18 protein-coding genes are annotated in these 20,995 nt (G+C 38.0%); 4 read left to right on the top strand and 14 right to left on the bottom strand.

Going from position 1 to position 20,995, the window contains the following annotated elements:
- Positions 1–8 precede the first annotated feature (8 nt).
- From CWD90_RS06285 to CWD90_RS06270, 4 genes are all read right to left on the bottom strand, one after another.
- On the bottom strand, positions 9–263 hold the full coding sequence (locus CWD90_RS06285; protein WP_103475079.1) for a MoaD/ThiS family protein: 255 nt from the start codon (positions 261–263) through the stop codon (positions 9–11).
- A 2-nt stretch (positions 264–265) separates the two neighbouring features.
- A complete protein-coding gene (locus CWD90_RS06280; protein ID WP_103475078.1) occupies positions 266–2,494 on the bottom strand; it encodes a xanthine dehydrogenase family protein molybdopterin-binding subunit in 2,229 nt (742 codons plus the stop codon).
- Positions 2,495–2,585: 91 nt separating this feature from the next.
- Positions 2,586–3,047 carry a (2Fe-2S)-binding protein gene (locus CWD90_RS06275; protein ID WP_103475077.1) on the bottom strand — a complete coding sequence of 154 codons (462 nt, stop codon included), beginning with the start codon at positions 3,045–3,047 and terminating at the stop codon, positions 2,586–2,588.
- A gap of 180 nt (positions 3,048–3,227) precedes the next feature.
- Positions 3,228–3,938 carry a galactosamine-6-phosphate isomerase gene (locus CWD90_RS06270; protein WP_103475076.1) on the bottom strand — a complete coding sequence of 237 codons (711 nt, stop codon included), beginning with the start codon at positions 3,936–3,938 and terminating at the stop codon, positions 3,228–3,230.
- A 350-nt stretch (positions 3,939–4,288) separates the two neighbouring features.
- Between CWD90_RS06270 and CWD90_RS06265 the strand changes: the two genes are divergently transcribed.
- Together CWD90_RS06265 and CWD90_RS06260 are read left to right on the top strand one after the other, a co-directional pair.
- Complete coding sequence (locus tag CWD90_RS06265) at positions 4,289–5,380, top strand: vWA domain-containing protein (protein WP_103475130.1); 1,092 nt, start codon at positions 4,289–4,291, stop codon at positions 5,378–5,380.
- A gap of 157 nt (positions 5,381–5,537) precedes the next feature.
- On the top strand, positions 5,538–6,365 hold the full coding sequence (locus CWD90_RS06260; RefSeq protein WP_103475075.1) for an OmpA/MotB family protein: 828 nt from the start codon (positions 5,538–5,540) through the stop codon (positions 6,363–6,365).
- Positions 6,366–6,451: 86 nt separating this feature from the next.
- Here the strand turns inward: CWD90_RS06260 and CWD90_RS06255 are convergent, their stop codons facing one another.
- Positions 6,452–8,266: an alkaline phosphatase gene (locus CWD90_RS06255; protein WP_103475074.1), complete on the bottom strand. Its 1,815-nt coding sequence runs from the start codon at positions 8,264–8,266 to the stop codon at positions 6,452–6,454.
- 350 nt (positions 8,267–8,616) lie between these two features.
- On the opposite strand from CWD90_RS06255, the gene CWD90_RS22985 reads away from it, so the two are divergent.
- A complete protein-coding gene (locus CWD90_RS22985; RefSeq protein ID WP_157941170.1) occupies positions 8,617–8,784 on the top strand; it encodes a hypothetical protein in 168 nt (55 codons plus the stop codon).
- A gap of 2 nt (positions 8,785–8,786) precedes the next feature.
- On the opposite strand, the gene CWD90_RS06250 is transcribed toward CWD90_RS22985, so the two are convergent.
- From CWD90_RS06250 to CWD90_RS06235, 4 genes are all read right to left on the bottom strand, one after another.
- Complete coding sequence (locus CWD90_RS06250; RefSeq protein ID WP_449371718.1) at positions 8,787–10,220, bottom strand: M14 family metallopeptidase; 1,434 nt, start codon at positions 10,218–10,220, stop codon at positions 8,787–8,789.
- Between the two features lie 40 nt (positions 10,221–10,260).
- On the bottom strand, positions 10,261–10,920 hold the full coding sequence (locus tag CWD90_RS06245; RefSeq protein WP_103475073.1) for a peptidoglycan recognition protein family protein: 660 nt from the start codon (positions 10,918–10,920) through the stop codon (positions 10,261–10,263).
- Between the two features lie 41 nt (positions 10,921–10,961).
- Positions 10,962–11,381, bottom strand: coding sequence for a 3D domain-containing protein (locus CWD90_RS06240; protein WP_239986475.1), 420 nt, complete (start codon positions 11,379–11,381; stop codon positions 10,962–10,964).
- Positions 11,382–11,703: 322 nt separating this feature from the next.
- Positions 11,704–12,519 (bottom strand): FRG domain-containing protein, encoded by an 816-nt coding sequence (locus CWD90_RS06235; RefSeq protein WP_103475072.1) that lies wholly within the window; start codon positions 12,517–12,519, stop codon positions 11,704–11,706.
- Positions 12,520–12,907: 388 nt separating this feature from the next.
- On the opposite strand from CWD90_RS06235, the gene CWD90_RS06230 reads away from it, so the two are divergent.
- Entirely contained in the window at positions 12,908–14,698 is a 1,791-nt protein-coding gene (locus CWD90_RS06230) for a carboxypeptidase-like regulatory domain-containing protein (protein ID WP_103475071.1), read from the top strand.
- A gap of 41 nt (positions 14,699–14,739) precedes the next feature.
- Here the strand turns inward: CWD90_RS06230 and CWD90_RS06225 are convergent, their stop codons facing one another.
- The 5 genes from CWD90_RS06225 to CWD90_RS06205 form a co-directional block, all read right to left on the bottom strand.
- Positions 14,740–15,606: a carboxypeptidase-like regulatory domain-containing protein gene (locus tag CWD90_RS06225; RefSeq protein WP_103475070.1), complete on the bottom strand. Its 867-nt coding sequence runs from the start codon at positions 15,604–15,606 to the stop codon at positions 14,740–14,742.
- Between the two features lie 650 nt (positions 15,607–16,256).
- On the bottom strand, positions 16,257–16,874 hold the full coding sequence (locus CWD90_RS06220; RefSeq protein WP_103475069.1) for a DEAD/DEAH box helicase: 618 nt from the start codon (positions 16,872–16,874) through the stop codon (positions 16,257–16,259).
- A 256-nt stretch (positions 16,875–17,130) separates the two neighbouring features.
- Positions 17,131–17,976: a 1,4-dihydroxy-2-naphthoyl-CoA synthase gene (locus CWD90_RS06215; protein ID WP_239986474.1), complete on the bottom strand. Its 846-nt coding sequence runs from the start codon at positions 17,974–17,976 to the stop codon at positions 17,131–17,133.
- Between the two features lie 207 nt (positions 17,977–18,183).
- Positions 18,184–19,425 carry a glycosyltransferase gene (locus tag CWD90_RS06210; protein ID WP_103475068.1) on the bottom strand — a complete coding sequence of 414 codons (1,242 nt, stop codon included), beginning with the start codon at positions 19,423–19,425 and terminating at the stop codon, positions 18,184–18,186.
- A 17-nt stretch (positions 19,426–19,442) separates the two neighbouring features.
- Positions 19,443–20,954, bottom strand: a complete 1,512-nt coding sequence (locus CWD90_RS06205; protein ID WP_103475126.1) for a DEAD/DEAH box helicase — start codon at positions 20,952–20,954, stop codon at positions 19,443–19,445.
- Positions 20,955–20,995 lie beyond the last annotated feature (41 nt).

Here is a 20,995-nt window from a genome sequence, read left to right as displayed (position 1 = left end):
TTATTTACTTATCCACCACTTACGGGCGGAATAAGTGCAATTTCATCAAAATTATCGATTATGATGTCATCATTTGCATAAGAATTGTTTACTGCGACGGCCAAAGATGATAATTTTTTTAGCTCAGGGTACATTTTACCCAAGTAGTCCTTAAGTTCTTTAACGGTCTTGGATTTTTTCACTCCAAATTCGCTTGAGCTTGGCATGGACAATGTGGAACTACCAATAATGTCCTTCGTAACACCAAAAAGTAATATTGTCATATTTATCCTATTATAGCTTTTGCCGGTACCTGCATTAGTTCCGGGAATTTAGAAAAAGGCTGTTGGGTAAATCTATTACCTGTAGCTGCTTTTAGGGCGTTGGCTACAGCCGCTCCGGCAGGAGGTAATGTTGGTTCACCCAATCCCGTTGGTGCTATTTCATTTTGAATCAGGTGGGATTCTACCAAAGGAATTTCACCCATTCGGATCAAGCGGTATTTGTCATAATTCTGTGATTGCGGTTTCCCGTCTTCAAAAGTAAGATCACCGTACATAGCATGACCTACACCATCTATTACACCCCCTTCTATTTGATTTTTGGCGCCTAACGGATTAACGACTATTCCGCAATCCACCACACAGGTCACTTTTTTAACGATAGGCATTCCGTTTTCAATTTCAACATCGGCAACTTCAGCTACGTGGGAGTTATGGCAATAATAGGCGGCGAAACCTTGGTATACACCATCACTTTTTTTGCCCCAACCTGATTTCTCCACGGCTACTTTGATTACATTTTGCATGCGTTCAGGAGAATATTCGATACGCTCGTCCGTGGTGCCTTTTACTTTTTCCAATAGATCCAGACGTAATTGAATGCGATCCACTTCCATGGTTTCCGCCAGTTCATCGAAGAAGCTTTGTTCGGCAAAAGCTAAGAAGTTGGTATAAGGTGCTCTCCATGCCCCTGTGGTTATATTACTTTGATAGTTGGCTACATCTACTTGGTAATTCTCTATGGCCCCGGCAGGGAAGAAATTAGGTATTAATCCATACATGTTCCCGTTAATGGCGGCTTCCTTTAAATAGTATGCCGATACCATACCTTCTTTTATGGCAGCCTTAATTCTATATTTTATGGCTGGGCGATAAGTTCCTGCAGTCATATCATCTTCACGGGAAAATACCAGCTTTACAGGTTTACTTATGGCATTTGAAATTTCGGCCGCTTCATATACAAAATCGCCATAAAGTCGTCTTCCAAATCCTCCACCCATACGGGTCATTTCCAAATGAACGTCCTTAATGTCCCTTCCGAGCATGCCTGCTACTGCGGTAGCCGCAAATTCAGGCGTTTGTACAGGACCTACCAAATGAATTTTTTCAGCTGTAACATTGGCGAAAAAATTCATAGGTTCCATACAGTTATGTGGCAAGAAAGGAGATTCGTAAGTCCGTTCCAATATTTTATCAGCTTGTGAAAAGGCTTTATTAATATCTCCGTCCTTTCTTAAGGTCTTAAATTCCTTTCCGTCCAATAATCCCAGTAATTGTTTATCCTGGAAATCGGTACTTTCCATAACAGCGTCATCGATCCATTGGGCCGAAATAGCTTCCTTGCCTTTAAGCGCCTCCCAGGTAGTCTTTGCAATGACCACAACTTTATCGCTCTTGCTCATGGCCACTGTCCAGTTGCCAACACCTTCTTTTGAAAGTTCTTTTGCCTTCTCCCCTATTCTAATTACATCGATAACACCAGGCATTGCCTTGGCTTTGTTATCGTCATAAGAATCCAATATTTGACCAAAGGCTGGAGGTCGTAAAACACTGGCATAAACCATTCCTTCTACCTTATAATCCAATCCGAAAAGGGGTTTTCCGGTAATAATTTTGTCAATATCCACATTTGTGGCATCGGTTCCAATAATCTTGAAATTCTTTGGCTCCTTGAGGGTTACCCCCTCCGGAACTTCCATGGATGCCGCTTCCTTGACTACATCGCCATATCCCAAGGTCTCTCCTTTGGAATTGCTGATTACCCCTTCCGAGGTAGTGCATTCCGATGGATCTACACCCCATTTGGCAGCAGCGGCATTCACCAACATTTGTCGAGCCGTGGCTCCGGTCTGTCTCAAAGGCTCCCATCCGTGTCGGATCGATTGGCTACCCCCTGCAAGCTGTCTGGTGTAATTTTCGGTGTCCAAAATTCCCTGTTGCACATAAACTTGATCCCAAGCAACATCCAATTCTTCTGCAATAAGCATGGGCATAGCTGTTTTTACGCCCTGACCAATTTCAGGATTAGGGGAAAACAAGGTTACAGCACCATTATCTGCTATTTTTATAAAGGCGTTGAAATCATTAAAATTTAACTGGGAAATATCTACAGGTGGTTGCACTTTAGGCTTACAGGCCGTAAATAGGTTAAAACCTATTAGCAGTCCACCACTGGCAAGTGATGAAGTCCTAATAAACGACCTTCTGTTAAAAGTTATTGATGATGTTGACATAATATTTTAGTTTTTTTATCCTTAATATTTCAAGGATATATTTTTTAGAGGTAAGCGAATATGGTAATCTTAATGTTCCCCTGGGAACGGATTACCCTATTTTGGCAGCAGCAACTTCAACGGCCCTATGAATTCTAGTATAGGAGGCACATCGGCATATATTACCATGCATGGCTGTCTTTATTTCGTCTGAAGTGGGAGTTGGATTTTTGTCCAAAAATGCAGAAGCCGTCATTATTTGTCCGGCTTGGCAATAACCGCATTGAGGCACATCTATTTCCTTCCAGGCCACCTGTACCGGGTGGCTTCCATCATCTGAAAGCCCTTCAATAGTGGTGATTTCCTGCTCGGCTACCGAGGCTATCGGTAAAGAACAACTCCTTATAGCATTGCCCCCTAAATGAACAGTACATGCGCCGCATTGGGCAATACCACAGCCAAATTTTGTTCCAACCAAATCCAAATGATCGCGTAACACCCATAACAGGGGGGTGTCTTCCGCAACATCTACACTTTTGTAAACTCCATTTACTTTGATGTTGTATATTGGCATAGTTGATGTTTTAAGTTGATAAAAGTAATACCTTACAAGTTACCAAATTTAGGGAAAGAATGAATTAATTTAACAGTTTGTTAAGGGGATATTTCATACAAAATTATGGTCTTTTCCCTTTAAACACCATGTATTAACACAAATGTAGATGTCAGCTAATATTTTAGCCAATAAATTAATTCATAGGGAGCTCCTGTCCAAATAACAGTCCACATTTGGATGTAACCATAAAAAGGAGCCTGGTAATGCAGTGGTTATTTCTTTGTTCAACAATCGTTTTATGGCCTTTTTTTTATTGGGCCCTGTTACAAGAAGAATAATTTTTTTCGACTTTAAAATATTGGCCATTCCCAAGGTTAAACCATAGGTTGGCTTGGTCATCATTTTATTAGCCATGGGATGTTTTAGTGAAGAGGCACTTAAATCCGCAATATGGCAATCTGGGTACAATATTTTGGAGGGTTCGTTAAAACCAATATGTCCATTTTTCCCCAAGCCTAGAATACAGATGTCTATTGGGCCGTGTTCCTGAATTTCGTTATCCATACGGTCACATTCCTTTTTTGCATCAGTTGGGCTGCTGTCGAAAGAAATATAATTGCTTTTGGGAATATCTAGGGGTTCCAAAAGATTTTTTTGAAGATAATGCTCACAAGTATTGGGATAGTCACCATTGGTCCCTCCCCATTCATCCAATTTTATAATCTTTAATTCCTTGAATACTTTCGGGGATCTTTTGTGCGATTTCACTAATTTTTCATAGAGCCCAGTGGGTGAATGTCCCGTTGCGGTACAGATCAGCTGCTCTGGCTTGTCCTTTAATAGGGATAATAGCGAATCAAAAGCCATCTGACTCATGTTTTCATAATCTGTACAATAATGTATATTCATGGCGAATCCAAGCTTTAACTTCCAAAGTATAGTGTAAAATACAAAAATTTAGTGTTCGTTACCTTGGGGCACCAAAGTTTTCAGTCCTTTTATTTTATTGAATTATGGTTGACCAAGTATCAGGTTTATTGAATCCGTGTACAATGGTCTAATAATCAGTAGGTATGATAATTAGTGGATCTTCCTAACAAACTTAATGGAGCCTAATATCTTTCATAATTGAGTGGGTATGAAAGCTGCCGTAAAAATGTGAATAAAGTCTTTAACAAATATTAACACCCAATTTATACTTTATTATAATTTTAAATAGATTTGATCGTTCTGCTAGTTGAACGTTAAAAATTATGAAAATGAAATTATATATTAGATTGGCGGCATTATGCTTTGGCATTGCCTTATTTGTATCATGTGGTAATGCGGATGATGATGTGAAATATGGCGTAAATACCGGAGGGGATTTGGGTCTTGGAAAGCCAGTAGATGATTGTTTAAATTTAGGTGATGGCGAATTGGTTTTATCCATCCAAGATCAATTTACAACCTTACCGGGTAAGGTATCTATCTTTTTTAAGGTTTCTGATACGGACGGAGACCCTGTTCCAGGGCTTAAGGCAAGTCAGTTTACAATTTATGAGCAAGGTAGGAATGATGCATGCTTTAATACTATTTCTACTTCTGAATCTTTTGCTCGGATTTCTCCCAATTCACAAATATTCAACAACAATACTATTTTAGTATTGGATTTAAGTAACAGTGTTTTGAGTAGTAGTATGGAGGAATTAAAAATGGCTTCCACAAGCTTTGTGAACAATGTGATGCCCGATGTAGACACAGAATCCTTTAAAATGGCCATTTATTGGTTTGACGGAGAAGATAAACTACATGTGTTAAATGACCTTACCCATGTAAAACAGGATTTAGTTACTTCCATTCAGGGTATAAATGCTAATATTAGCAATGATCCGTCTACCGATTTATATGGGGCTGTAATTAAGGCTACGGACAAGGCAGAAAAATTATTGGCAGCAAGTACTACCAATGATCGTATAGGTGCTGCCTCTGTTGTTATTTTTACAGATGGAACCGATCAGGCGTCCCGTTATACCCAAACTGCCGCTTTGAAAAAAGTGGACAATGCCAACAAGAACATAGCCTTCTTTAGTATTGGATTAGGCGCGGAAATCGATGCTGATATTTTGGGAAAAATAGGGAAGACATTTAGCGTATTTGCAGGTAATAAAGAGCAATTGGAAACTACTTTCAACGATATTTCCTTTAGGGTTTCCGAACAGGCGAATAGTTTTTACCTTTTTGAATACTGTAGTCCAAAACGTGATGGAAGTGGTGACAACAACTTGGCCATTCAAGTTAAGGAAGGCAACAGACAAGGTGCTGTACAAACTAAATTTAACGCAAAAGGATTCACAGGAGGTTGTCAATAGAAGCCATTAAGTAACTTTTAATCAATGAGTTAGAGCATCAAATTAATTTGATGCTCTTTTTTTTTATTAACTTTTCTTTAAATTAAAACGTCTTTTTCCGCTATATGCCCGTATAACCTTACAGAAAACTATTTGTAAATTTTTTAATCAAAAAGAAATGAAAAAAGTAATATTAGTTGGTTTGATGGGAATGGTAGTATTGGCCTCCTGTGTATCTAAGAAAAAATATGTAGCACTTGAAGGTGATTTATCCAACACCCAGAGCATGTTGACAAAAACCCGAGTAGAGAAAGAGGAATTGGAATCCAAAGTCTCTAAAATTGAAGCGAGGGTGACAGAGTACAACGAAAAAATAAATTCTTTACAAGAAATAAATGACTCTCAATTTAGTAGTATTGGTGATGTCGCTGTAATGAGCAACAACACAAAACAAAAAATGAGGGCTACTTTGGCAAAAATTGACCCTAGTGAATTGGCCAAGGCAAAAACTATGGAGGATTCCATGAACCTTGCTATTTCTTATAATCTAAAGAAATCTATTTCTGATGAAAATGATGATGTAATTGTTGATATCGACAAAACAGTGGTCATGATCAATATTTCTGATAAACTATTGTTCAATTCAGGGAGTTACAGAGTAAGTAGTAAAGCTAACAATATTTTGGCGAAATTGGCCGAGGTGATCAACTCTGAACCAAGCATGGAAGTAATGGTGGAAGGGCATACGGATTCTAAGACGATTAGTACGGCAATGTTTCAGGATAACTGGGACCTAAGTGTTAAGAGAGCCACTTCCATTGTTAGAATTTTACAAACTAAGTACAATGTTGATCCTGCTAATTTGATCGCTGCGGGAAGAAGTAGCTATTTGCCATTGGTTGAAAATGACAATAGGGAAAATATGGCCAAAAACAGACGTACCAGAATTGTAATTATTCCAAACCTGGATAAGTTTTTTGCCTTATTGGATGCAGATTCCTTGTAAGACTAAGGGTAATTGAAGTATTATAGAAATAAACCCCCGATGCCAAGCATCGGGGGTTTATTTTTAACCTTGATTTTTAAAGATTTTTATTTCTGGGATGCCTTTACATCCAAGACCTGGAGAATTTTGTGATAAACGTCGCTGTTTTCATAGACGCCTTGGAATTCCTGTGAATGTGGGCCGTAGGCAAAAATGGGAACCATGGTTGCCGTATGGTCATCGGTAGTAAAATCGCCTTCGATCATTTTATTTTCCATATTTCCCTGTGGCATAGTAAATCCTGATGTTTCATGATCCGCTGTAATTACCACTAGGGTGTTTCCGGTTTTATCGGCAAATTTAATGGCCTCGGTTATAGCCACATCAAAATCAATTCCTTCGGTCACTATTCCGGAAACCTCATTCTTATGCCCGTATGAATCTATTTGTGCGGCCTCCACCATTAAAAAGAAAGGCTGGTTCTTCGCATTTAGGAATTGAAGTCCATTTTTTGTGGCTTCTGCCAATATATTTCCTCGACCCTCCAAAAAGCTGGGTACGTCGTTCTCTGCGATAAACAATCCAATTTTATCTTTCTTGCTGCCTCCTATTTCTTGTACACTTTTTAAAATTGAAAACCCCTGTCTCTCTAATTGTTCCTGGTTAAAATTGGACTCCCCTCCCCCAACAAAAAGGGATAGTTTACTCTTTAAAAGGTCTTTGGCAATACCTTCAATGTCATCCCTATCTTTTTGGTGGGCATAGAAAGAACTTGGGGTAGCACCCACAATTTTATCGGTAGTTATACAGCCAGTTACAAATTGATGCTTATGTAATAGTTCGGTTATATTAAGCAGAGGGTTACCATTAGTGGCCATACCAATAGATCTATTGTAGGTTTTTGTGCCAGTAGCCAATGCCGTACCTGCCGCAGCAGAATCCGTAGTAAAATCGTCCGAGGATTGCGTCTTAATAAAACCTATACTTTTTAATTGAGTTAGGGTGAGATTTCCCCCATTGGCCAGTACCGATGATGAAATTTGGGTGAGCCCATTGCCATCTCCAATGAGCAATATGACATTTTTAACGCGTTTTTCCGTTTGATCGGATTTGTAGGTTGGTGTATATATCTCAGATTTGGCCTTGTTGTAATATACCCGACTCCCTAAAGTTTGTAAATAGGCAGAGGCTTTGTCCGGCATATCCGTATTTATATAATCCACACCTAAATCATTAAAGGCCTTCCAAGCTGTTTTTGAGTCGGGAGTGGCCCAAAAACGGAAAGGTTTATTAAAACTATGGGCTTTGTCTATGGTTGCTTTAACCTTTTGCAGGTCCTCGGCTGTTAATCTACCCTTTCCGTTCCATCTAGAAAATTTATGAAAAGGAAGGCTTATCAAGGCTACTTTTGTCCAAGCATCGCTGTTGGGAATATTGTCCAGACTTTGATAGTCGAACATAATATGCGATGGATAATCTTTATACTCTTCAGGTTTGGGCCTATTCCCCGATATAACCATCCTAATGTTGGGGTTATCCGTTATTTTAGGGTACCTTTCTAAAACCGAGACTATCTGCTTTAGTGTGGAATAGGTTTCAGACTTTATATCGATCAACAACTGTAATTCCTGTGTTTTTCCCAATTGTAATTCCAATACCTTCTCCAGCGGGTTTAAATACAGACTTTCAATAGTGTGGTTATTAATGATGTCCTTTTCGTCATGGGTAGCAAACAAGGTGTCATTTTTCAAAAAAACATCTACTTCAATAGAGTTGGCCCCATGTGCATAGGCATCCCAGAATGGCATGTTTTGAAGATAGTCGTTATGGGAGTGTATTTTAAATTGATGTGTTTCCTGACCATACGTTAATTGAATGGACAATAAAAAAAGTGCTAAAAAAAAACGAATGTTACTTGTCATGTAAATTGATATTGGTGACTATTGATATTATATTTTGCCCTTACTAAAATGCTTTAACTATTGCTGTTTATGAAAAAAGAACATAAAACAGCCCAATTTAAACAAAACTATCCAATTACTTTTGTTTTAGTGGCCCAGTAGGATAACTTAACTTTTTGATAAACGCTTCCGAACAATCGCCAGTCAAAAGTCCTATTTGTGATAAGTGGCCATAGATGCTAAAGCGCATATAATAAACGAAAAGTAGGGTTTTTGGCGCGATAGTTGTTTTACTAATAACAGCCCCAACCTACCAATGTTCATAATGCATACTAAAAATTAAATTTTGTATCATTTAAAAATAAAACATCATGGTTGTAATCAACGACATTTTTCAATATAGCGCTATAAGCGAGCTATCCAATTGGTTTAAAGGCCTAGCCATTACCATATTCATTTCTATAGTCGGCATTCTATTTGTAATGCTCTACTGGATACTTATTTATGGAGATAATTTGCGCATCTCTTTCGGGTATTAGAACTACCTTAAAATCAAGGCATTTTTAAAATTACCTTCCCCCGTTTTTAGGTCGATCAGGAATCCATTGATAATAGCATATCGGGGTTTGCCCTGTTGTTCCAGTAAAAAATTTGGGATAATACCTACCCGCATATTAAATTGCGGAACCTTGTAGTTCTTGCCTATGACGTTGATGGGTAGCGCTATAGAGCTTTTGTCTTTCGGAATATTTTCCACCCTAACATAGGTGAATCCCGACCTCAATAGATCTATCACCTTTAGCTTTGAAACCTCTTCTAAAGAGGGCAGGGTTTTTGGGTATACTTTTCCAGCAGTCATTGTGAATCCTTTTCCTTCCAAAGTTTCATAGCCATAATAAGTAGAAAGATCTCCTTGGTCTACTACCCTACTGCTGTTGTAATAATTTTGGTGCAACGCATCATCCACTTCCAACTGGTGTATGCCCACATCTAACACATAATTTTTGCCCAGCAAATTGTAAGTAAGGTTATTGAGTTTTAGATCGAACAGTTTACGGTCGTTTTCTGGAATTTTATCATAACCCTCAAGCGGTATGTTTTTATAGTTGCCTTTTGCAATACTATAAATGGCCGATAGTATGGAAACATAATTTAGTTTTCTTATCTCTTGTTTTTCAGGGTCATTTTTATATCCCCCGGATTCTATTAAAATGGCACTTGTACCCCACTTTTGAATATTGTCCCCAAAGGCTCTCGGTTCAAAATCGTCATTATAACGTCCTACTTGGCCTGGCGCGTATTTTTGAATTATACTATTCATGTAGACAATGACCTTCATGGCATTGGCACGTACCTCATTGATGTCCTTTTCATAATTAAAGGCAGGAGCCAAATACGAGATAGTAGCAGGCTTGTTCGTTCTCTCCGCGTTGTAATAAGTACTTTGATCGTGTAAATTGAATCCAAAATCTGCATTTAAACTATCCCGTACTTTTTTTAAGGTCCTTCCTTCTGGCGATTGCAATGCGAGAGCATCCCTGTTGATATCTATGCCCAAGGTATTTCTCCGCTGGTAGATTTCTGCGCCATCCGGATTCAGCATGGGTAAAAAATGCAGCTTTAGATTTTTTAGAATGTTCTCTTTTTCGCTCTTGAAATCGGTACTGGTTAAGAAATTAAAAATATCAAATATAGCCTGAGTGGCCGTGGGTTCATCGCCGTGCATTTGCGACCATAGAAAAACATCGACCGGACCTGTTCCTATACTGATCAAGGAAAGCTTGCGCCCTTCAATGGATTTACCTACCACCGCCACCTTAAAATTGGGAATGTTGGCTAATTTATTTATTAGGGGCTGTATGTCAGTATGTTTTAACCTTCTTTTGTCCAAAGAAGATTCCTTATATTTTTCATAGCTTGCATATATACTGGAAGTAAAATCCTTTTCTTGCCCAAAGCCTGAAAATACTATCAAAAAACAAAGGATTAGGGTAAATTTATTAGATATCATCATATTATTTTGCTGCCGGTGTAGGTTTAAAATTAAGTTTTTTGGAGGCTCTTTTTACTCTTCTTAGAAATTTCTCACCAGGATCGGTCTTTACCGTCCTATATCCTGGATCTTTTTCCAACCATAGGTCATGATCTTCAAAAAAGGTATACTCGTAGTGGCCTATAAGGTAATCGATATCGTATTTGGATTTTAAATATTTCACCAACCATTTATTGGACCTTAATTGTGCCCTAGTAAGTTTTGTATCTCCTGTTCCTCCAACATTTTCAACCCCAATAGCGCAATGATTTAGACCAATTACGTGTCTTGCCATAGTAGTTTCGGGCATTAGCCTATATATGGTACCATCTTGATCAACCAGAAATTGGGAGGATACATTTAATCCACTGGCCGCGCTTATCTCTGGTCTCCAATCTGGTAAAGTAGGTAACTCAAATGCCTGATACGATTTTTCCAAGGTTGGAATTACGGTCCAGTGCAATACTACCATTCTAGGCTCTATAGTAGGTGTATCTTGAACAAGCCCATAATGGTCGGACAGATATTCCAAGGTGAGATTATTGCGCTCCTGATCAAAAATGATGGGTCGGTCAATTATTTCCCGATTTACGGAACAAGATATGGCTAGGAATAGGGCACATAGTAGGATGATGATTTTCATTATTTTTTTGGAATATAAACTGATAGAATAAAGATACAAGATCATTTTATTTCTATGGAGTCCTTTTTTACCCCATAGTGGATGGTTATTTTTTTTCTCCCCCACTTTAAGGCCTTTTCTTTATCCTCGTCCATGTAAATGTCGATGCGATTTTTCCATTTGGAATGCATCTTATCCTTTACCAAATAAATACTGGTATCGCCCTGTATTTTAACAGGGGTATTGTAATCCAATCCCAAAGGAATTAAATCCCTTGATACGGCAATTATTTTCATACCAGGTTTTATAGAATCACCCCAAGCAGTTATCCCTGGATGTATTGCGGAGGTTTGGGAAGGAAAAGAATTATAGGCAGTGGCCGTTACCTTAAGTTTTTTCCAAATATATGGGTCATCTTCTATTTTGTTCTGACAGGCCAACAAGAAAATCAGTATGGCGGACAAAATGAAATATTTTGTCAACGTCGTTTTTTTAGTCTCTAGTTTTCTATTTAAATATTTCACATCATACTTTTTAGCATAATTGACCAATAGAATAAGGAGTTTCAGATTAATGACTAGTAAATAATTCACGACCCCCTTAGCTTAGGAGATATACTTTGCAATTATGGATCTACCCCCCCCTCACGCCTAAAATAGGACAAAATTTTAATTTATAAGTATTAGTTGTTGATTAGCAACAGGCCAAATATCAATTATAAACTTTTAAGTATTTTTCGCCTAAATCGGTCTGACTTTATTTTTTCTTAATTTTTTGCGAATTCTGAATTAAAAACCTGTAAAATTACTTGATCTTGTTCTTATCGCTATACCACCTTTTCAGCCATTTGGAAATTCCCTCTAAGCCAGGATATATGATCCTTTCAGAAATATTTGCTTGGTCGAGCTTATCCCTTATTTCCCACTTTAATCCTGATGGGATAATGACCTTTTTTAAATATTTGGGATGGTTTTTAAGCCAGTCCAATGGACTGGAATCCGGATCTAACATAAATGAGAAAAGTGCAAATTGGTTAATTATGCGATCATCAAGGGAAGGTGGCTCGAAAAACACCATGGTATTTGTGTTTCTACTTGAAAAATCATATAGTTCCTCTATGGAATTACCAATAGTTTCTTTCAGCTCCATGGAGCTAAAATAGAATATATCCTTGCTCAAAATGGGTGTTTTTAGCTCGTCCGGGAGGTGCTCTCTTAGTGCTACATAGTTTACCATCCAGATGGCTCCGTCTACATTATAAGTACTCATGTCCTCCGTTAAAAAATGTAATGCAACATTTGGTGAGTGGGTCCAGTCAATTAGCCTTGTAGGCAGCCCATGGTGTTGTCCCAAGGATATCCAGTTCCAGAGGTTATTATAATCATCGATCAAGGTGTTTATCGGCGAGTACTTCTTAAAGTTTCTGATCATTGTACCTTCAACTTTAGAAGGTATTCTTCCCAATCTTTGGAGACTGGTCTCTAATCCAAATTGGGCATTATAGACTCCTCTATAGGCATAAGGAGAACGAAACCTATCGATCTTATTGTCTTTTTCATTGAATAAGTATTCTTGCAGTTCTAACCAATTCTTAGGTTCAAATAATTCAAAATCTGCCATTTATCTGAATAATTTAAGGCGGACCCAAGCAGGGTCCTATTAATACCATATATTCTGTAAACCAATTAAATGTTCAGCACAACCTTGTATGGGGCAAGCGTAGACTATATATTCCTAAATTTTCTTTTCGAAACATAATATTCCCTTAAATACATTTCATTCCCAAATCGAAAACTTGAGTGGAATAAATTTAACCCTTTATTTAGGAATAAGTGGAGTCCTTGATAACCGCTTTCAAAACTTAGATATTAGAGGTACATTCTTCATAACAAAAATTACTACAAATTCCTTTAAAAAAAGCTAAGGAATAAACCGCCAATCAAATCACGTCATAAAAATAAAACGGTTAACTTAGTGTGAATAATCTTTTAACGGCGAAGTAATCGGAATGAAAAAAATCATTTTCTTTTTGATAATTATTACTGGCTCAACAAGTTTGGCCCAGTCTAAAATTGAAGGCTTTATTTACGACAGCATGTCAAATGAACCATTGCCTTATTGTACTATAAGGATTTATGGCACAAAAGCACATTCTACTATAACCAATGAGGATGGTAAGTTCGCGGTGGATAGTGTTTTTTCGAAGGATTCACTTGAGGTAAGACACTTAGGGTTTAAAACAAAAAAAACAGTATTATCTTATTTTGAGAATGAATCCAAACTTAAATTGGAAACGGATGTTTCAGTTTTGGAAGAGGTTGTGCTGACTGCCGGCCAAGACAAGGTTTACCCCTATAAACTATTGGGCAAGATTATAGAAGTCTACCGAAAGAGTAAAAATACTTCCGTCAGCAAGGCCTTTCTGACCATGATATCCTCCACAAGAAATATTCCGATCGAGCATGTAGAAGGCTTCTACAACAGTGAGCAAAATTTAGCAAAAGGTATTTTGGACCTCAGGGTAAAAAGTGGACGGTTTGGGCAAAACAGATCATTCCCCTTCTATAGCTTGGACAACACCAAAATTTTGAGCGACTTTCAACTTTTTGGGGCCTCCAAACAAATATTACCGGATTATCCAGGGAATTTGAGCTTTAATGCCATTGAAAGAATATACGATGTGAAAATTGATGATTGCATTACTTGTAGCCAGGAGGAAGTATCCATTTCGTTTTCCCCCAAAGTGGCCAATGGTAGATTGTTTAATGGTAAAATGTTGGTGGACCCTGACCTGTTGATGATCAAAAAAATAGAACTTTCGGCGGTTGATCCCATAACAAATGCATTGGCCTCCATCAACCCAGATGTAGTACTTACCCCGATGGAGATTCAGCTCAACATTGTTTTTAACCCTATGGAGCCAGAAAAGATCCAGTATCTGGAACTTAACTTTCAAATGGGTTACAGATCTAAAAATGTATCAGAAATCATCGATTCACGCACTTTTCTATATTTCTTTGATTACGATGCATTCTTTGAAGACCCCTATTTTACCAAGGCGATTCCTTTTAACAACGATTATGACAAAATGATCGCCTTGCAGGCATCCAATGATTTTTGGGAGACCAACTACCAATTTCCCAAAAGTATCAATGAAAACAGGTCGATGGACTTCATGAAAAAAAATGGATTCTTGATTAATTTTAATAATTACATCCCATTGGATGATTTAAAATATACAAGGCCCACGGTACTTTCATGGCTGCAAGGTCGCAGGCTTAATTGGGGGCATTTACATGATTTAGCCTTTGAAGAAAAAGGAAAAGGTACCTTGGGCAATACCCCAGGTGCCAATATAACAACAGGAATAGCCTACGATTCACCATTTCAACAGATGCAAAGCAAACCTTCCCAAAAAGACAAAGACAATATTAACATCTGTTATATGGTGGATAGTTATAAAGGTGAAAATGGGATTACAAAAATAGTGAGCCGAACTTTGTTGGATATCGATTCCTCTCAATTCAGCTATGAGCGTACAAAAAATAAGCTGGTCTATTTCAATATCATTTTTGATATTTATGAGGTTTATAGACAATTGGCCGCTTCCCGGATTACGGAGAATACGACCTTTGATGAGGCAAAATTAATTTATGATGACATGTACAAGGGGGCTTCATCCGAAGTGAAAAAAATAGAAAAGGAAACTCGTGACGGTAGTGACTATGAAGGTTTGGTTAAATGGAACAACCGGATAAAAGCAAAATTAAATATTGATAATTTCGCTTCGTTAAAATAAGCACGTATAATTTATTAGGAAATCTTCCAAAAAGCTTTCATTTAATCAGGTGGTATGGGCGCATTCCTACTTTGGTCTATAAACAGTTCATTTAGACTGTCCCGTAAAGCGGAATTATCATACTGCCTAACATCTCCACTGTAATCCACTTGGGTAGTGGCCTTGGTGTTGATTACAATGACCCCTCCAACTCCCATAGGTCCATATCTGGAAATCGCAGCATTACGCTCAAGTATGGCAATACGGTCTATATCATGTGATGATAGATACGTAGGTGCAGTTTCTTGGATGAACCCATCCACATCAAAAATGGCTTTCGGAGGTGTCCCGATGGAATCATACATGGAATAGGCTATTCTACGCAAATAAACCTTTACCTCAGGCACTCGAACAACCCTCATACTAGGGCTATAGGATAACAAAGAAGTCAAAAAATCAGGTCCTGTCGCTACCAAATCCTTACCGCTGATAACCTGAAAAGATGATGAAGAACGGTCTTTGTTTAAAACACCTCTTGAGGTCTTGACCAGATTTGTGTTTTCGGGGAATTCGGCCAAAATGTCTTTTTGGGTTTTTCGTTTCCTTTTCTTTAAGGTCACTTCATCCAACTCAGTTGCCATTGGCGATAAGACAATTTTTAGTATCTCTTCCGTTTCCGTAAGAACAAGTTCATAACTACCATATCCCAGGGAAGAGAACACTAAAACCTCATTGGCTTGTGCATTTAGGGAGAACCATCCGCCTTCATCAGTTTGTGTTCCACGTTGAGTGTCTTTGAGCAAAATATTTACATTTGGTATGGGAACTTCCCATACATCGGTCACTCTTCCCGAAATAGTGTTTTCAGAAGTTTGCGCATAAAATGGCAAAACAAACCACAAAATTAAAAACGTCAACCAATTTTTCATACACTTTCGATAACTCAACCTGTGCTGTTGAAATTTAATGGAGAGATAGATAGGATTAAAGATAAATTAAAAAAATAAAAAGTGTATGCTTGTACCTGTAAAACAATTGTAATGGTTCACTATAGAAAAGCTCTTCTTTTTTTGACCTAATTCCTTTTCTTTAAGATTATGTCAGGTTTTCTGATTTGGAACCTGGTAGTATTAGAGTTCGTAAAGAGGCTTTTGGGCAGAGATCCCAGTTCTACGCAGCTTACCAATGAAAAAGAATAATATGATAGTATTTTAATAACTATAGACATTTAGTAGGAGGCCCAATCCTTGTATTTTGGAATATTTATCCCCTTAAGTTTGATTCTTTTTTATGCATTTACATGCGTAGCGTCCTGTTTTTTGAAGAGTAAAAGGATCAAAATATCAACAAATGGAACTTTCACCACAGAAAAAGGCCATTTCCCAACATTTATTTCTTTCAGTCCACAACTCACTATACATTAGTAGTGTAATAAAAACGAAATAAAAGATTTTTCATTTTCATATAGTGTTCTCGTAAAAGAGCTTTGTCCTAAAAGATAAGGCTCTTTTTAGTTTAAGGCATTTTTAGTCGTAATTGATAAATTTAATATGGATCAATTATAGAAAAGGCCCGCTAATTATTCTTTTACTTCAACAATCTGGGCGTTTGCCATAAACAATTCTTGCATGCGTTCCATACGGGCATCAAATTTCGTAGAGAAAATTGCATATTGACAGCGATCCAAACTTTCTGGGATTCGAATCACATCTGAAAAAGGGCTGGCTTTGAATAAGAACTCAGCATCTTCCACAATAAATAATTTGAGTTTCCCTAGATTGATGCCGTTGAGGTAAAAAATCTTGCTCAACCTTTTCGGGGTAGCAATAACAATATCAACTCCCTCAAAAATTTCATTTCTCTGTGTATCTATATTGTGTTCTTCATAAACGGGGTAGATGCGCAGGTCCATTCGCCTTGTGTAACGTTCAAATTCACTTTGTAAGGCTAAGGCCGATTCCTTATCCTGTACAAAGATGAGCGCCCGCGGGGCATCTTCAAAGGCTGTACAATTTAATTTTTGTAGTGTACTTATAATTATGGAGGTGGTCTTACCGGCACCTTCAGGAGCTATACCAAAGATACTGGATCCTCCTTTTATTTTTGAAAGGACTGCCTTTTGAAAAGGTAGAGGTTCTTTTAATCCCACCACTTCCAAAGCTTCTTCTAACTGTTCCTGTATTTTTTTGAATGCCATATTTTAGTATTAACTACTCGAATTTTTTATTTTTTATTTTGGCTCGTATCAAGTTTCTCTAGACAGACCACAACTTTTTATTACTTCACAACAATTGTTTTCCCATAAAAGCCTTCTACCCTACTTTAGTAATGTAATAAAGAAATAAAAGATTTTTCATTTTCATATAGTGTTCTCGTAAAAGAGCCTTGTTCCAAAAGACAAGGCTCTTTTTAGTTTTTTAGGTTTTGGATATTTTTAAGTTGGATCCATACAATTAGGGAATCCAGTTGTTCTTTCCAAAGTTTGGTTTGCGCTTTTCTAAAAAAGCATTTCTTCCTTCTTTGGCTTCTTCCGTCATATAGGCCAACCTTGTTGCCTCACCGGCAAATACCTGTTGCCCCACCATACCGTCATCAGTGAGGTTCATAGCAAACTTTAGCATTTTTATGGAAGTGGGCGATTTTTCAAGAATTTCCTGGGCCCACTCATAAGCGGTATTTTCCAATTCCTCATGTGGAATAACAGCATTTACCATTCCCATATCCAAAGCATCTTGAGCGGAATAATTTCTGCCAAGAAAAAATATTTCCCTCGCCTTTTTTTGGCCCACCATTTTTGCCAGATAGGCAGAGCCATAACCACCATCAAAACTGGTCACATCAGCATCTGTTTGTTTAAAGATTGCATGTTCTTTGCTGGCCAATGTTAGATCGCAGACCACATGTAAACTATGTCCTCCTCCAACGGCCCATCCAGGAACCACTGCAATGACCACTTTGGGCATAAACCTAATTAGACGCTGTACTTCCAAAATATTTAAGCGGTGCATTCCATCTTCCCCAACATAGCCTTTGTGTCCCCTAGCCTTTTGGTCGCCACCGCTACAAAAAGAATATACACCATCCTTTGTAGACGGACCTTCCCCAGAAAGTAGGACTACACCAATACTGGTGTCCTCTTGGGCGTCATAAAAAGCCTGATAAAGCTCACTGGTAGTTTTGGGCCTAAACGCATTTCTCACATTAGGCCTGTTAAAAGCGATACGGGCAACGCCCCCACATTTTTTATAGGTTATATCTTCAAATTCCTTAACTACTTCCCAATCAATTTTTTTCTGCATTCTAAAAAAGGTTTAACAGTTATCAAAGATAACACACTTTACTTTATTCGTAAGACACCAATTTCAAAAGCCGTAAGGGCATTGAAATACGATGGAGGAACAATCCCGGCCTTTTTGGCGGGGTCTCTAATTTAATACAGCAACCCTATGATGTAGTTCATAGCTAGCCATTGGGCTTAAAAAATATAGCACGAGGGTCTTCTTCAATTACGAGCTGCCATTTTTTTCCTCGATCCACTTGGACATAAACTTGGTACTGGCCAATGTATGGTGTAAGAGCATGGCTCCTACAAAATTATGCGATCTATGCACGGCTAAATCCTTGTTGATCAATTCAATTTTATTGGATAATTTTTGTTGAAACACAGCTTTGTTGTAATAACTATTGATGATGGCAATGCCATTCTGCTGGGCCTGTGACCACTGTTCCCTATTTTCATACAATTTTATGGCAGCCTGGGCAAAATGACCTGGGTCATTGGCAATAATTCCGTTCCAAGGTAAATCGGGACAAATTCCTTCAGCTCCTATTTCTGTAGTAATACTGGGCGTGCCATTTAGCATGCCACTTAATAATTTACCCTTTATGCCCGCCCCAAAATTTAAGGGAGCCAAATTTAGCCTTGCCTTGGAAATAACCTCCCCGGCCTTATTGGCATGTCCCATAATATAAAATCCTTCTTTCGGCTTGTTCAACTGTTTAATGCTATCTGGCATATAAGCTCCGTAGATAAATAGATTGGCACTGGTCAATTCTTGGCGTATCAAAGGCCATATATCCCTTTTAAGGGTTTGTATGGCGTCAATATTGGGGGCATGTTTGCCATTGCCGATACACACAAAGTCTTTTTTTTGATCAAAATCGAGCCAACTGTTCCGTTGTTCCTCATCAATTGCATCATACATCATGGGTAAATGCAAAAGTAGACTATCATCTATTTTTATAGTTCTGGTCAGTAGTTCCATTTCATACAAAGAAATGATCAAACTTAGGTCGCATCTATAAATACTGGCTATTTCCCGTTTTGTATGGTCTTGACCCAACCAATTTTGGGTAGTAAAAGAAAGCGATTTTTTATAGGCCAGCTGTCTGCTTAGTCTAAGCGAGTGCAAATCCTCAGTGTCCAAAATACGGATGGCATCAGGCGTATTCAGCACAACACGCCATCCAAATTGTTCTTCGGTCATAAATCGATCAAAAAGGACAATAGTTGGATTTAAATCTTTTAAGAAAATATCAAAACTGGAATGATTGAGTAAAATTAGCTTTGTACTTACGCCAATATTCTTCAGGTCATAAGAGAATTCACTTTCAGCTGCAGTACTGGCAAAGGTTACCTGATAGCCCTGTTCCAAAAAGAAATGTATTAACTGTAGCATCCTACCTCCTGCTGCCGTTGTACCGGGTTCTGGCCAGACAAAACCTATAATCAGTATTTTTTTATCCATTTTGGGAGCAATCTTTTCTACATTCGCTTGGCGAATTTCTGAGAAATTTTAGAACGCAGCTTACGCTCATAGTCCTCTTCCAACCACTCTTTGTAGTTTTTGGTATTGTTCATAATACAATAGGAATATTGGCGCACCCGGTAGGCAATCTCCTCCTTCAGTTTCTTGGCCAGTATACGGGCGTCAAAAACATCTTTACTATTTTCTACACATATGGTAGCGTGCTGTTCAATACTATTTTCAAGAACGGTTTTGGACTTAAGGCCTTGTGCAAAAACTTTTTTGTATTCCGCTTTAATATCGAATTCGATATTGTTGGACTTGCTAAAAAGCGCCTTTAACTCGGCCGGCATTTCATACACAAAATCCCTTTCAATTTCTTCGTCATTTTTAAGGCTTTCCAAAAAGAAATCTGGAAAGTGAAAAATTTCCTGCCAATCAATGGGAGCGTTCCAATGACCAAAGCGGGCCACGTTGTTTCCTAGGTCCACCACAGTAAAATCACTCTTATTGGGAAGTATCCTAGAGCCTCTACCGATCATTTGAAAATAAAGCGTCAACGATTTTGTAGCCCTGTTCAACATAATGGTCTCAACGGTGGGTTCGTCAAAACCGGTGGTCAATATACTTACAGATGTTAGTATGGCATCTGGTGTTTTTGAGAACCATTTTAAAATATCCTTACGCTCTGAAGCACTATTCTTATTATCTAAATGTCGAATGTTGTATCCAGCTTTTTTAAAGGTATCAAAAACATAGAGTGAGGTATTGATACCATTATTGAAAATAAGGGTTTTGGTACCCTTCGCTATTTCCTCATAGGCATTGACCAATTTGGTAAGCATATTCTGGTTGCCATAAAGTTCGTCCGAAGACTTCACCGTATAATCCCCGCTTATACCCAGTTTTAGGCTTTTAAGGCTTACATCATAGTTGTACATATTGGCCTTGGCCAAAAAGCTCTTATTAATGAGTGATGATATGGATTCTCCCACAATCAGTTTTTGATAGTGGTCCTTCATTGGGAGTTTTATGTTGGAGCTTAAGGGAGTAGCCGTTACACCAAGGATAATAGACTTTTTAAAAAATTTGAATAATTTTCTAAAAGAATTGTAGTGGGCCTCATCAATGATGACAAGTCCAATATCATTGATCTTTACCTTATCATCTTGAAGTCTATTGTTCAAGGTTTCTACCATGGCAACAAAACACATATATTGATCTTGGTCTTGCAACTCCTTTACCTCACTATTTATAATCTTGTTTTTTACGCCAAATCCTTTTAACATTCTCGAGGTCTGGCTGCTCAATTCAATTCTATGGGTAAGAACAACTACCTTCTTGTTTGTTTTTTGAATATATCTTTTGGCAATTTCAGAGAAAACAACTGTTTTACCACCACCTGTCGGTAATTGGTATAATAGGTTGATATCCTCGGCAGATTCTTCCAAACACGTAAAAATGGTGTTCAGATCTTCCTCCTGATAATTGTAAAGTGTTTTTTCTATACTTTCTTTAGGTAGCTCCAAATTGGAATGAGAATTTTTAAAATTAAGAACAATCAAACCTT

This window comes from Arenibacter catalasegens, from assembly GCF_002909235.1.
Taxonomy (GTDB): domain Bacteria; phylum Bacteroidota; class Bacteroidia; order Flavobacteriales; family Flavobacteriaceae; genus Arenibacter; species Arenibacter catalasegens.
The sequence above is the reverse complement of the archived record's forward strand: the minus strand, read 5'-3'. Positions and strand labels throughout refer to the sequence as shown.

Bases quoted from the DNA above. Each gene is read 5' to 3' on its own strand.
- CWD90_RS06285 (WP_103475079.1), bottom strand. From the start codon at position 263: ATGACAATATTACTTTTTGGTGTTACGAAGGACATTATTGGTAGTTCC.
- CWD90_RS06280 (WP_103475078.1), bottom strand. From the start codon at position 2,494: ATGTCAACATCATCAATAACTTTTAACAGAAGGTCGTTTATTAGGACT.
- CWD90_RS06275 (WP_103475077.1), bottom strand. From the start codon at position 3,047: ATGCCAATATACAACATCAAAGTAAATGGAGTTTACAAAAGTGTAGAT.
- CWD90_RS06270 (WP_103475076.1), bottom strand. From the start codon at position 3,938: ATGAATATACATTATTGTACAGATTATGAAAACATGAGTCAGATGGCT.
- CWD90_RS06265 (WP_103475130.1), top strand. From the start codon at position 4,289: ATGAAATTATATATTAGATTGGCGGCATTATGCTTTGGCATTGCCTTA.
- CWD90_RS06260 (WP_103475075.1), top strand. From the start codon at position 5,538: ATGAAAAAAGTAATATTAGTTGGTTTGATGGGAATGGTAGTATTGGCC.
- CWD90_RS06255 (WP_103475074.1), bottom strand. From the start codon at position 8,266: ATGACAAGTAACATTCGTTTTTTTTTAGCACTTTTTTTATTGTCCATT.
- CWD90_RS22985 (WP_157941170.1), top strand. From the start codon at position 8,617: ATGGTTGTAATCAACGACATTTTTCAATATAGCGCTATAAGCGAGCTA.
- CWD90_RS06245 (WP_103475073.1), bottom strand. From the start codon at position 10,920: ATGAAAATCATCATCCTACTATGTGCCCTATTCCTAGCCATATCTTGT.
- CWD90_RS06235 (WP_103475072.1), bottom strand. From the start codon at position 12,519: ATGGCAGATTTTGAATTATTTGAACCTAAGAATTGGTTAGAACTGCAA.
- CWD90_RS06230 (WP_103475071.1), top strand. From the start codon at position 12,908: ATGAAAAAAATCATTTTCTTTTTGATAATTATTACTGGCTCAACAAGT.
- CWD90_RS06225 (WP_103475070.1), bottom strand. From the start codon at position 15,606: ATGAAAAATTGGTTGACGTTTTTAATTTTGTGGTTTGTTTTGCCATTT.
- CWD90_RS06220 (WP_103475069.1), bottom strand. From the start codon at position 16,874: ATGGCATTCAAAAAAATACAGGAACAGTTAGAAGAAGCTTTGGAAGTG.
- CWD90_RS06215 (WP_239986474.1), bottom strand. From the start codon at position 17,976: ATGCAGAAAAAAATTGATTGGGAAGTAGTTAAGGAATTTGAAGATATA.
- CWD90_RS06210 (WP_103475068.1), bottom strand. From the start codon at position 19,425: ATGGATAAAAAAATACTGATTATAGGTTTTGTCTGGCCAGAACCCGGT.